Below are 13941 nucleotides of genomic sequence, written 5' to 3'. Positions count from 1 at the left end.
TTCAAGAGTTTTTTTCATTAACTTGTTTCTAAAAATCGCTATTATATGGTAGAATTGGTAACAGTGAACAAATTATTCTAATTAGATATAAATACGAACTTTTCAAGGTTCGCGATATATGCAAATTAAGTAGGAGGGAACCCCATCCATGGCAAAAACGGGAATGTATGTTGGCCTCGATATTGGTACGACATCTGTGAAAGTTGTTGTAGCTGAATACGTTGATAGCCAAATGAACATTATTGGTGTAGGAAATGCAAAATCAGAAGGAATCAACCGCGGAATCATTGTAGACATTGACAAGACGGTTCAAGCCATCCAAAGAGCAGTAAGACAAGCAGAAGAAAAAGCGGGTATCCAAATTCGCAGTGTGAGCGTGGGTGTGCCAGCCAATCTGTTAGAAGTTGAAAATTGCCAAGGGATGATTGCTGTCAACAGCGAATCAAAAGAAATCACAGATGACGACGTGCGTAACGTAGCATCAGCAGCGCTCGTTCGATCTACACCTCCTGAAAGACAGATCATTGCCATTTTACCGCAAGAGTTTACTGTGGATGGCTTTGAAGGGATCAAAGATCCTCGCGGAATGATCGGTGTCCGCTTGGAGATGTTTGGGGTAGTTTATACAGGCCCTAAAACGATTTTGCACAATATTCGCAAATGTGTTGAAAAGTCCGGCTTGATTGTTAACGAACTTGTAATCACACCACTAGCTTTGACTGAATCGATTTTATCAGATGGCGAAAAAGATTTTGGTACGATCGTGATTGATATTGGTGGCGGTCAAACAACAACTTCGGTAATGCATGACAAACAGTTGAAATTCACCCATGTCAATCAAGAAGGTGGAGAATTTGTAACAAAAGACATCTCTACTGTGTTGAATACTTCTTTCAATAATGCAGAAGCGCTAAAAATCAATTATGGTGATGCTTATCCTGAACGTACATCGGCAAGCGAAGAATTCCCAGTGGACGTCATTGGTAAATCTGAACCTGTCAAAATCGATGAACGGTATCTTGCTGAAATCATCGAAGCACGGATGGAGCAAATCTTTAATAAATCAAAAGATGTCTTGAATGAAATCGATGCGTTTGAATTACCAGGCGGAATTATTTTGACTGGCGGAGCTGCTAGCTTACCTGGCGTTGTCGATTTAGCACAGGAAGTCTTCGAAACAAATGTGAAATTATACGTGCCAAACCATATGGGATTGAGAAATCCGGTTTTCACTAATGTGATCAGTATCGTTGATTATTCTGCTAATTTAAGTGAAGTTTATCAGCTTGCTAAAAGCGCGATCACGGGTGAACGTACGACGCAACAACCTGTTGCTGTTCAACAAGAGATTTCTTATGAGCAGTATGAGGCTCCAGAAGAAACTTATGAAGAACCAGAAGAAGAGAAGAAAGGCGAATCGATCACGAATCGTGTAAAAGATTTCTTCTCAAATATCTTTGAATAATCTAAAACGATACTCAGGAGGAAGATAAACTATGGAATTTTCAATTGATAACAATATCAATGATGGCGCTGTAATCAAAGTTATCGGTGTCGGCGGCGGCGGCGGCAATGCTGTCAACCGTATGATCGAAGAAAACGTTAAAGGTGTCGAATTTATCGCTGCCAATACAGATGTGCAAGCATTGAAAAATTCAAAAGCTGAAACAGTGATCCAATTAGGCCCTAAATATACTCGCGGTCTAGGTGCTGGCTCTCAACCTGAAGTTGGAGAAAAAGCAGCAGAAGAAAGTGAAGACGCAATTCGTGATTCCTTGCAAGGCGCTGATATGATCTTTATCACTGCCGGCATGGGTGGAGGTACCGGAACTGGGGCAGCTCCGATCGTTGCAAAACTTGCCAAAGAAATCGGTGCATTGACAGTCGGCGTAGTAACTCGTCCATTCACATTTGAAGGACCAAAACGCGGCCGTTTCGCAGCTGAAGGAATTGCAAAACTAAAAGAAAACGTCGATACATTATTGATCATCTCCAACAACCGTTTATTGGAAGTTGTTGACAAGAAGACACCAATGCTGGAAGCATTCCGTGAAGCAGACAATGTATTGCGTCAAGGGGTACAAGGAATCTCTGATCTGATTACTGCACCAGGCTATGTCAACTTGGACTTTGCTGACGTGAAAACAGTAATGGAAAATCAAGGAACAGCATTGATGGGTATTGGTGTTGCTAGCGGCGAAGAACGTGTCATCGAAGCAACGAAAAAGGCGATCTCTTCTCCATTGCTAGAAACATCTATCGATGGTGCAGAACAAGTCTTACTGAACATCACTGGCGGATTAGACATGACTTTATTTGAAGCACAAGATGCTTCTGATATCGTAGCAAGTGCTGCAACAGGCGACGTAAACATTATTCTAGGAACTTCAATCAATGAAGACTTAGGAGATGAAATCCGTGTGACTGTGATTGCAACAGGTATCGATCCTTCAAAAAAGGAACGCTCTTCTCGTACAAGCAGACAAAGTCAAATCCATTCAATTCCACAAAAACCAACGTTAGATATGGATCAGGCGAAACCTTCACACGTAGAAGATGATCATGGCTTTGGTGATTGGGATATTCGTAAAGAACAAAACGTTCGTCCTAAAGTAGAAGAAAGCCAATTTGAGAATGTTGAAAAAAAAGAATTTGATACATTCAATAGAGATGAAGTAAAAACAAATGACGACGATGAATTAAGTACACCACCATTCTTCCGTCGCAAACGCTAGGAGGCAGAGCACATGATTTCTGAGAACTTGCACAAGATCCAGCAAGAGATCCAGGATTCTTGTGCTCTTGTTTCTAGAAAAGCAAGTGAGGTTCGTCTGGTTGCTGTGACAAAATCTGTCGATAGTGAAAAAACACGGAAGATCATCGAAGCCGGTGTCACTGACTGTGCGGAAAACCGAGTAGAAAAACTCCTGGAAAAAAAGCAGCAACTAGCAGACTTTCCAGAAGTAAACTGGCATTTTATTGGTAATTTGCAACGCAGAAAGGTAAAATCAATTATAAATGAAGTTGATTATTTCCATGCGTTAGAATCGCTGAAATTGGCGCAAGAAATTCAAAAACGAGCAGCAAAAACGATTGCTTGTTTTGTAGAAGTCAATATTTCAGGTGAAGCAAGTAAACAAGGAATTGCACCAGACGACGTTGTTTCATTTATTGAAGAGTTGCAGCCCTTTGATAAAATCAATGTCATCGGCTTGATGACCATGGCACCACTTGCTTCTTCAGAAGCAGAGCAGCTTCATTATTTTCATCAGTTGAAAGAATTACAAGAAAAAATCGCAGCGCTGCACTTGGCACATGCTCCATGTACAGAAACAAGTATGGGAATGAGTAATGATTTTGCCGTTGCGATCCAAGCGGGTGCGACAGTTGTTCGCATCGGCACCGCATTATTTCAGGAGTAAAGGAGGTTGACATATGTCTTTAAAAGAGAAATTGACCAATTTTTTTGGATTGACAGATGAAGAAGATTATTACGAAGAAAGCGTGGTAGCTCAAGAATCTGTGCGATCCCCGCAAAATATCGCCGTCAATCAAGGTAGTTCTTATGTTGCACCACGCACGACTCGTGCTGAAAATCCAACGAATACATTTTCACGAAGCCATATGCCATCACAGCAAGCGCAAGCGCAGCGTTCAACAGCATCAAGTGCGTCCTTTGAAAGACAACAACGCCCTGTCCAGAAGACAGAGGAAAAGGTCGTTTCTATGGCCCAACAACGCAGTAATCCCAAAACAAAAGAAATAAAGTCCAAGGCTGCAGGCAAGATTACTATCGTAGAACCAAGAGTTTATTCAGAAGCGATGGGAATCGCGAAACAAGTGATCAATGGCGATGCAGTACTTGTTAATTTTCATTTAATTGAGGAGTACCAAGCACGGCGAATAGTTGATTTTTTGACGGGAACAGTGTACGCTGAAGATGGCGATATCAAGCGTGTTGGAGATGAAATCTTCTTATGTACGCCAAAAGGAATGGAGATCGAGGGAACTGCTCAAACATTAGCAGATAGTAATTTCTTCGATATCTGAGTCAAGGAGGAAAGCATATTTTAGTCTTTAGGTTATTAAATCTATTCAGTGATGCAGTATATCTCTATACAGTATTATTAGTGATCTATGCCTTGCTTTCTTGGTTTCCGGGAGGATACCAATCAGCATTTGGACGTTTCTTAGCAAAAATCTGTGAACCATATCTAGGTTTGTTTGATCGTCTAAATCTGAGTTTCGCTGGCATCGACTTTACGATTGCATTTGCCATTATCGTTCTGCAGCTAGCAACGCAAGGTCTGTTCGTTCTTCTACAAGCAATCTTATTCTAACGTAAGGGGTGAATATCGATGAACGCAAATGTCTATCAGCATTTTCGAAGCGATGAGCACCCTTTTATTGATTCTGCGCAAGGCTGGATCGAACAAGTGCAGATGCAATACGCACCCTATTTAACAGATTTTCTTGATCCGCGGCAAGCCTATATTTTAGAAAGTCTGATTCGGCAATCAACCGATTTGAGTTTTCAATTTTTTGGCGGATATGAAGCTGCTGAAAGAAGACGGTGCCTGATCTACCCAGACTATTACCAACCAGCAAGTGAAGAATTTGATTTGGTATTATTCACCATTATCTATCCAAAAAAATTCACGGTTTTAAGTCATGGGAAGGTTTTAGGAACGTTAATGGGCACAGGGGTCAAAAGGGAATACTTTGGTGACATCATTTCTGATGGGGAAAATTGGCAAGTATTTGTGGCAAGCGAAATCAGTCATTTTGTCCAAACACAGGTCGATAAAATCGGGAATGTCTCAGTTCGCCTCGAAGAAACGAAGTACACGGAATTGATCGTACCAAAAGACGGCTGGAGCGAAGAACGAGAAACGGTCAGCTCTCTCCGTTTGGATACTGTCATTTCTGCTGTCTATAATATTTCGCGCCAGCGTTCCAAACAACTCATCGAGTCTGGCAAAGTGAAAGTCAATTGGACAGAAACATTACGTCCGGATTTTATGTTGGATCTACTGGATATCGTATCAATCAGAGGATTTGGGCGTATCCAGATTCAGGGGTTAGAAGGCACGACAAAAAAAGAAAAAGTTAGATTGTTATTAGGTGTATTACGTAAATAAAACAAAGAGGTGTAAACTTATGGCATTAACTCCATTAGATATTCAAAACAAAAGCTTTTCAGTAAAAATGCGCGGTTACAATCAGGATGAAGTCGATGACTTCTTAGATATGATCGTTCGTGATTATGAAGAAGCTGTTCAAAAGAACCGTGAACTAGAAAAATCATTGAAGCATGCAGAAGAAAAACTTGAGTATTTCAATGAATTGAAAGATGCATTGAACCAATCGATCATCGTGGCTCAAGATACCGCAGACAAAGTAAAAACGAGCGCAAGCAAAGAATCTGAAGTGATCGTTACTTCTGCTCAAAACCGTGCAGATGAATTAGTAACGAATGCCGAAAAACGCGCTCATGCATTGACAACAGCTGCAGAAGAAAAAGCCAAAGAAATTCTGACGGATGCAACCAATAATGCGCGTCAATTGGCAACTGAAACCAATGATTTGAAGAAGAAAACGCGTGTTTTCCACAACAATCTTTTGGTTATGCTGCAAACACAATTAGAGCAAGTAAAAAGTCCAGAATGGGAAGAAATTTTGGCGCCATTTTCTAGCTATGTAAAAGATTCTCATCAAGTAATCAAAGAAGTTTTATCAAAAGAACTTGACAGCGAAAATGATTCTGAAGTAAACTCAGAAGCAGTGGAGAGTCCAGTAGAAATCGTGGAATCCAGTGAGAAAGAAATTGATGTAGAAGAAAATCCAGAAGTGAAAACATTGGATGATGCACGTCAATTACTAGATGAATTAAATAAAACAAATGACTAATATACAGAACAGAAAAATTTCTTATACTTTTAAAGCGAGTCTGGGAGAGTGGAAGCCGGATAAAACCCTGTAAGAAATTAGATCATCTGTTAGTCTTGGTCTTGAACAGTGGTAGAGTCCAACGTTTGATCTCGTTACCGATCAACAAAGAATTGTCACTGACAATAAAATTTGGGTGGTACCACGAACACGTTCGTCCCTTTCCGGGATGGATGTGTTTTTTTTTATAGCTTCATAGCCTATGGGCTTATTAGAAGGATTTGGTCGATTCAATGAGTGAATTCACTGAAATTGAGGCAGGATAGACAAAATTGTTTGATCGACATGTGCTTGCACATGCCATAATCATGAGTAATCAGTAAAAGGAGCGAATACAATGAAGATGAAAGAAACATTGCATCTGGGAAAAACGGCTTTTCCGATGCGGGGAAATTTGCCTAATCGCGAAATCGAATGGCAAAAAGATTGGGAAGAACAAAATATCTATCAACAAAGACAAGCACTGAACGAAGGGAAACCAACATTTGTCTTACATGATGGCCCTCCCTATGCGAATGGCAATATCCACATTGGTCATGCATTAAACAAAATTAGTAAAGACATTATTGTACGTTCTAAATCAATGTCAGGATTCCGCTCACCTTATGTACCAGGTTGGGATACGCATGGATTGCCGATCGAACAAGTGCTGACAAACAAGGGCATGAAACGCAAAGAAATGACACTTGCGGAATATCGCAAAAAATGCGAAGAGTATGCTTTGACACAAGTAGATACCCAACGTGAGGACTTTAAACGTTTAGGAATCTCAGGTGATTGGGATCATCCTTACATCACTTTGACACCTGATTACGAAGCTGCTGAAATCCGCGTATTCGGAAAGATGGCAGAAAAAGGCTACATCTATAAAGGATTAAAGCCAATCTACTGGTCACCATCCAGCGAGTCTTCATTGGCAGAAGCAGAGATCGAATACAAAGATGTCAAATCACCTTCGATCTATGTCGCTTTTCCTGTAGCAGATGGAAAAGGAATCCTTGATGAAGATACATCTTTCGTTATTTGGACGACGACACCTTGGACATTACCAGCAAACTTAGGAATTTCAGTAAACCCAACGTTTACTTATGTTCAAATCATGGCAGATGGCCGTAAATTTGTAATCGCCAAAGATTTGTTGGAGACTGTTCAAGCAGCTATTGGATGGGAAAGTGTTGAAATCTTGCAAGAAATTGCTGGAGAAAAACTAGAATACATGACTGGCCAGCATCCTTTCTATGATCGGACTTCATTGGTGATGCTAGGTGACCATGTCACGCTGGAAGCAGGTACTGGATTGGTTCATACTGCTCCTGGGCACGGGGAAGACGACTACATCGTAAGCAAAAAATACAAATTAGATGTCCTATCTCCTGTCGATAGTCGTGGGATGTTTACGGAAGAAGCACCAGGATTTGAAGGAATCTTCTATGATAAAGCGAACCCAATGATCACCGATTTGTTAGCAGAAAAAGGTGCATTATTGAAACTTGATTTCTTTGTCCATAGTTATCCTCATGATTGGCGGACCAAAAAACCTGTTATCTATCGGGCAACACCACAATGGTTTGCTTCAATCGATCAATTCCGTCAAAACATCCTTGATGAAATCGAGAAAGTGGACTGGATCATTCCTTGGGGCAAAACACGCTTGTACAACATGATTCGTGATCGAGGCGATTGGGTCATCTCACGTCAACGTGCCTGGGGGGTACCACTGCCGATTTTCTACGCCGAAAACGGCGAAGCAATCATTACGCCAGAAACGATCGAACATGTTGCAACGCTATTTGAACAACACGGATCAAATATCTGGTTTGAAAAAGAAGCCGAAGAATTATTGCCTGCAGGCTTTACGCATCCGGGTTCACCAAATGGCAAATTCTCTAAAGAAACAGATATCATGGATGTTTGGTTTGATTCTGGTTCTTCTCATGAAGCAGTCTTGCGTCAACGTCCAGAGTTGACTTTCCCAGCTGACATGTATTTGGAAGGTTCAGATCAATACCGTGGATGGTTTAACTCAAGTATCACCACAAGTGTGGCGATCAATGGGGAAGCACCTTACAAATCAGTCTTGTCTCAAGGGTTTACCTTGGATGGTGAAGGCCGGAAGATGAGTAAATCTCTTGGAAATACCATTGCTCCAGAGAAAGTAATCAAACAAATGGGTGCCGATATCCTTCGCCTTTGGGTTAGCAGTGTAGATTATGAAGCAGATGTCCGAGTTTCAATGGATATTTTGAATCAAGTCTCCGAGGTTTACCGTAAGATCCGTAATACAATGCGTTTCTTATTAGCCAATACGGCTGATTTCGATCCAAAAACGGATATGGTTTCTTATGAAAACTTACGCTCTGTAGACAAATACATGCTGGTTCGATTAAACGAAACGATCAAAACCATTCGTGAAGATGGGTATGAGAAATACAATTTCTTGCATATCTATAAGACGATCATCAATTTCTTGACTGGCGATCTTTCTGCTTTCTATTTAGACTTTGCGAAAGATGTTGTTTATATCGAAGCGGAAAATGATCCACAACGGCGAGCAATGCAAACTGTCTTTTACCAAACGGCAGTGGCTTTGACAAAATTGTTGACGCCAATCATTCCTCACACAGCCGAAGAAATCTGGTCTCACTTAAAAGAAGAGGAAGCCTATGTTCAACTAGCTGAATTGCCAAGTTATGAATCATTTGCGAATCAAGCTGAGTTGCTTGATATGTGGACGGCATTTCTTTCATTCCGTGACAATGTCCTGAAAGCACTAGAAGAAGCACGGAATGAAAAACTGATTGGTAAGTCATTGGAAGCAAAAGTGACCATCTATCCATCACAACCGCTGGCAGACCTATTAACGGCTGTTGATGCTGATTTGGCCCAATTATTGATCATTTCACCAGACTTCTTCGAAATCAAAGAGGCAGGAAGTGCCGCTCCAGAAGCAGCGTTACAATTTGAAGATGGTGCAATCTTGATCGAAAAAGCCGATGGTGAAGTTTGCGACCGTTGTCGGCAAGTGCGGACAGATGTCGGAGTGGATGAGAAACTGCCAACACTTTGCGGGCGTTGTGCTCATTTGGTGGAAGAATATTATCCAGAAGCCGTTGCTGAAGGCTTTGAGAAATAAAAATTAGCTGAGAAATAAAGGTAAGCCAAAAATTATCAGTGTGCCGTTGGACGATCTACTTAGATCGTCCGATGGCACACGTTTTTTGTGATCATTTCATTGTGCTGACTTAGTTATCAGCTTTTGTGTCTTTTTCATTGTTTTCTCCTAGCAATAGCAACTAGACGACAGCAACTGATGATAAGAAGCATAGAAGTGACAAAAATGCAGCGCTAGGCAATCGTGCTTGCTTTGTCCCAATCGGTTTTACCCGTTCAGCGTTTTTGAGAGAAAGCTAGACCAACTTGCAGAAAAAGATTGCAAGATTTACATAGAAAAGGTAAACTGTTAAAAATTGGAATATTCAGAATATTTAAAGAAAGGATGAGGGGATGAGGGAAAAAGAGACATTAATGTATGATCCTCGTTTTGAAAGTGATGCTTGTGGCATGGGCTTTATCGTACAAAAAGATGGATTATACTCGAGAAAACTGATTGAAAATGCGTTGACGATGTTAGAACGAATGAATCATCGTGGCGGAACAGGAGCCGAACCAGATACAGGGGATGGTGCTGGTGTGTTGATGGCATTACCTGATCCTTTTTTTCAAGCAATTGCTTTAGCGGCAGAGATTGTTTTACCGCCGAAAGGTCACTATGCAGTAGGCATGTTTTTTTTGCCGCAAGAACGAGAATCCGCAGTCAAATTAAGAAAGGCCGTTGCTCAGGATATTCAGCAAATGGGATTTCGGGTGTTGTGGCAGCGGGAAGTTCCCTATGACTATTCGCAATGTGGTCCAGGAGCACAAAAAGTGATGCCTAGTTTTTGTCAATTCTTTATTGAAAAACCTCTCGATGTGACAGTCGGAAGAGATTTTGAGGACCGTTTGTATCATTTGCGGCGACAATTAGAAAAAAACTATGCAGCCAAGGAACTAGCCATCTGCAGTCTTTCTAGCCAAACAATCGTCTATAAAGGCATGTTACATGCTTATCAGGTCGGACTGTTTTATTCGGACTTACAAGATCCGCGTATGACTTCCAGTATCGCATTGACTCATTCTCGTTTTTCAACCAATACTTTTCCTAGCTGGAATCGCGCGCAGCCTTTTCGTTTTTTAGCCCATAATGGGGAAATCAATACGTTAAGAGGAGCCGAAAATTGGATGCATAGTCATCAAATCGAAGTCTATGATGAGGAAAATTCGGACTCCGCAAAACTTGAGAATTGCATGGAATTCTTGTATCGCCAAGGGAGAGATTTACCTCAGGCGCTTTTGATGATGGTACCTGAAGCCTGGTCGAAAGAAGCCGGTTTGCCAGAAGAACTAGTTGCTTTTCATGAGTACAATGCTAGTTTTATGGCACCATGGGATGGACCGGCAGCGCTTTGTTTTACGGATGGTGAGCTGGTGGGTGCTGCTTTGGATCGCAATGGGTTGCGGCCTTCCCGCTATTCAATTACGAGGGATGGCTTAGTTGTCGTAGCATCCGAATCAGGGGTGGTTGATCTACCCGCAGCAGAGGTAATTGAAAAAGGGGTTTTAGGTCCAGCCAATATGTTTTTGGTCGATACCAAAAATGGCTTGATTTTGAGAAATAAAGAGATCAAAGAAAAATATGCGCAAGCTCATCCTTATCGCGAATGGTTGACAGAAAATTTGTTAACGATGGATGACTTACCAGAACCCCCTTTTTCTGATGGATTATCGACAGAGACACTACAGCGGTTATGGAAACTTCACGGGTACACCGACGAAGTCATCCGGACACTGCTGATCCCTATGGCTCAGACAGGAGAGGAACCGGTTATCTCCATGGGATTTGATTCACCATTAGCAATCTTAAGTGAACGTCCCCAGTCGCTTTTTACGTACTTTAAGCAACTATTCGCACAGGTAACGAATCCACCAATTGACGCGATTCGCGAAAAGCTAGTGATCGGTACAGAATTATTTCTGGGACGAGATGGCGATGTTACAAAAGATCTTAGCCAAAATTGCCATAAATTAAAAATCGCTAGTCCGATTTTAACCACAAGCGAGTATCTGAAGATCAAACATCTAAGTCAGAAACAACAATCGGCGGCAGTCCTCTCTACTCTTTATTTTGTGACTGGCAATGAGCAGCAAACACTGCACCATGCATTGGATACTCTTTTTAAAGAAAGTGAAGCCAAAATTGATCAAGGGGCTACGATTCTCGTGTTAAGTGATCGCGAACCCATTGCACCACAACTAGGTAAGATGGCAATTCCTGTCTTGTTGGCTGTTTCGGGTTTGCATAATTACTTGGTGCGAAAAGGAAAGCGAGCGCTTGCCTCACTCATTGTTGACACGGCTGAAGTCTGCGAAGTTCATCACTATGCTATGTTAGTTGGCTACGGTGCCAGTGGGATTCATCCTTACGGGGCTTACGAAACGCTGCATTATTATGACATGAGTGATCATGTCGAAAATTATCGACAGGCCTGTGAGAAGGGACTCATAAAGATTATGTCTCGTATGGGAATTTCAACTATTGCCGGTTATCATGGTGCTCAGCTCTTTGAAGCTGTCGGTATCTCACCACAAGTCACTGAGGTTTATTTTACGGGAACTGTTTCTCGGATTGGCGGCCTGTCGTTGAAACAAATCGAACAAGAGTATTTTGAGCGATACGAAGCTGCCTATGGTGAAAAACAACAGGATTATCTAGATTCGGGAGGCAGCTTTCAGTTTAAAGCAGAAGGTGAGCATCACCTTTTTAATCCCAAAACCATCTATCACTTTCAAAAAGCGGTGCGCACAGGAGATTATCAGTTGTACAAGGAGTATGCAGCTGTCATGAATCAAGAGGCTTTAAGCACACCCACGACACTTCGTTCACTATGGGAGTTCACACCTTCGCGTCAGCCAATTCCATTGGAGGAAGTAGAGCCTGCTGTCCAAATCGTCAAACGATTCAAAGTAGGAGCAATGTCTTATGGATCGCTAAGTGAGGAAGCTCATAAATGTATTGCTGAGGCAATGAATGCCATCGGAGCTAAATCAAATAGTGGAGAAGGCGGGGAACATCGCGAGCGTTTCAAAGCGGTCAACGGCAAAAATTACAATAGTCGGATCAAGCAAGTTGCTTCTGGACGTTTTGGAGTTAATGCGGAGTATTTAATGAGTGCCGATGAGTTGCAGATCAAGATGGCTCAAGGAGCGAAGCCAGGTGAAGGCGGTCAACTGCCTGGAAATAAAGTTTTCCCTTGGGTCGCTGAGATTCGCGGATCAACCCCTGGGGTTCGCTTGATTTCACCACCTCCTCATCACGATATTTATTCGATTGAAGATTTGGCACAATTGATCCATGATTTAAAGACCATCAACCCTTATGCGCGAATCAATGTGAAGCTGGTTGCCAGTACGGGTGTTGGAACGATTGCAACCGGTGTTGTCAAGGCAGGTGCTGATGTTGTTGTAATATCAGGCTATGATGGCGGTACCGGTGCTTCTCCCCGCAATTCCATCAGAGATGCGGGCTTGCCTTGGGAAATGGGGTTAGCAGAAGCTCATCAAACATTGGCACTCAATCATCTTCGTCAGCGGATGACCTTAGAAACGGATGGTAAATTGATGACGGGAAGGGATATTGCGATTGCGGCACTTTTAGGTGCTGAAGAGTACAGTTTTGCTTCATTGGCCCTTGTTGCGATCGGCTGTGTGATGATGAGAGTCTGCAGTCTGAATACTTGTCCCGTGGGTATTGCCACCCAAAATCCAGCTTTACGAAAGTTTTTTGCTGGTAAACCGGAACATATTATTCATACTATGTTTTTCTTAGCAGAAGACCTCAGAGAAATCATGGCAGAACTGGGTTTTCGTACCATTGATGAGATGGTGGGGCACACAGAAGTCTTGGTACCTCGTTTCATTGCCAAAGGGAAAGCAAAATCATTGGATTTCGCTCGCATCTTGGGTACGACACTTCCGATTGCACGTAAAGTGACGGATCCTTTTTTGGAGAAACGACAATGGCCAGAATTGGATAGTTTTGCCAAAGCAGCAATTGAAAAACAACATCCTGTTGCTATCAGTCAACCGATCAACAATATTCAACGTTCTGTTGGTGCCCGCATAGGGGGATGGATTGCAGAACGCTTTGGGAACTATGAACTTCCTCCAGGATTGCTGCAATTCAATTATCAAGGAATTGCGGGTCAAAGTTTTGGTGCCTTTGCAACGCAAGGACTTGAGCTGAGATTGGTTGGAGAAGCCAATGATTACGTAGCCAAAGGATTGAGTGGTGGCCGTTTGATCATTGTACCGCCAGCAGATGCTAGTTATGATATTGAACAGTCGCCCATTGTAGGTAATGTGGCTTGCTTTGGGGCAAATCGAGGAGAAGGATATTTCAGAGGTCTGGCAGGAGAACGTTTCTGTGTTCGAAATAGCGGAGCCAAAGTGGTTGTAGAAGGAATCGGCGATCATGGCTGCGAGTATATGACTGGAGGTGTCGCTGTTATTCTAGGCAAGACGGGCCGCAATTTTGCTGCTGGCATGTCTGGAGGTGTCGCCTATGTGTATGATCCGGAGCAAGCGTTTGCTGCTCAATGCAATTTAGAAATGGTGGAATTGTTTAAGGTAGATGAGAGCGGGGATGATGCGGTATTGAAAGAATTGATCGAGAACCATTTTGCCTATACAGATTCCTTAAAAGCAGCCGAGATTCTAAGCGATTGGCTCTATCATAAGCAGTTGTTCATCAAAGTTTATCCTAAGGAATATCATCAAATGGTGGAAGCGACTCATCAATTGGCGCAACAAGGTCTCTCAGGAGATGAACTGATCGCTAAAGCTTTTGAGTCAGTTGTCGGTCCTCAGATGACGATCCCAGGAAAGGAGCATGACTAG

Annotated in this window: 9 protein-coding genes; all 9 read left to right on the top strand. The window is 42.2% G+C overall.

Features of this window, described 5'->3' with window-relative positions:
* Window positions 1-148: 148 nt before the first annotated feature.
* A complete protein-coding gene (ftsA, locus tag DVW06_RS04290; RefSeq protein WP_003127640.1) occupies window positions 149-1465 on the top strand; it encodes a cell division protein FtsA in 1317 nt (438 codons plus the stop codon).
* Window positions 1466-1496: 31 nt separating this feature from the next.
* Entirely contained in the window at window positions 1497-2735 is a 1239-nt protein-coding gene (gene ftsZ, locus DVW06_RS04285) for a cell division protein FtsZ (RefSeq protein WP_003127641.1), read from the top strand.
* Between the two features lie 12 nt (window positions 2736-2747).
* A complete protein-coding gene (locus DVW06_RS04280) occupies window positions 2748-3422 on the top strand; it encodes a YggS family pyridoxal phosphate-dependent enzyme (RefSeq protein WP_003127642.1) in 675 nt (224 codons plus the stop codon).
* A gap of 13 nt (window positions 3423-3435) precedes the next feature.
* Complete coding sequence (locus DVW06_RS04275; protein ID WP_005471891.1) at window positions 3436-4050, top strand: cell division protein SepF; 615 nt, start codon at window positions 3436-3438, stop codon at window positions 4048-4050.
* Window positions 4051-4067: 17 nt separating this feature from the next.
* Window positions 4068-4340 carry a YggT family protein gene (locus DVW06_RS04270; protein WP_029487179.1) on the top strand — a complete coding sequence of 91 codons (273 nt, stop codon included), beginning with the start codon at window positions 4068-4070 and terminating at the stop codon, window positions 4338-4340.
* Window positions 4341-4358: 18 nt separating this feature from the next.
* Window positions 4359-5141, top strand: coding sequence for a YlmH family RNA-binding protein (locus DVW06_RS04265; protein WP_003127645.1), 783 nt, complete (start codon window positions 4359-4361; stop codon window positions 5139-5141).
* Window positions 5142-5160: 19 nt separating this feature from the next.
* Window positions 5161-5910 (top strand): DivIVA domain-containing protein, encoded by a 750-nt coding sequence (locus tag DVW06_RS04260; protein ID WP_003127647.1) that lies wholly within the window; start codon window positions 5161-5163, stop codon window positions 5908-5910.
* Window positions 5911-6286: 376 nt separating this feature from the next.
* Window positions 6287-9082 carry an isoleucine--tRNA ligase gene (gene ileS, locus DVW06_RS04255; RefSeq protein WP_003127648.1) on the top strand — a complete coding sequence of 932 codons (2796 nt, stop codon included), beginning with the start codon at window positions 6287-6289 and terminating at the stop codon, window positions 9080-9082.
* Window positions 9083-9453: 371 nt separating this feature from the next.
* Window positions 9454-13941, top strand: a complete 4488-nt coding sequence (gltB, locus tag DVW06_RS04250; protein ID WP_113850098.1) for a glutamate synthase large subunit — start codon at window positions 9454-9456, stop codon at window positions 13939-13941.

This window comes from Enterococcus sp. ARL09-542, from assembly GCF_005234805.1.
GTDB classification, from domain to species: domain Bacteria; phylum Bacillota; class Bacilli; order Lactobacillales; family Enterococcaceae; genus Enterococcus_D; species Enterococcus_D gallinarum.
The sequence above is the reverse complement of the archived record's forward strand: the minus strand, read 5'-3'. Positions and strand labels throughout refer to the sequence as shown.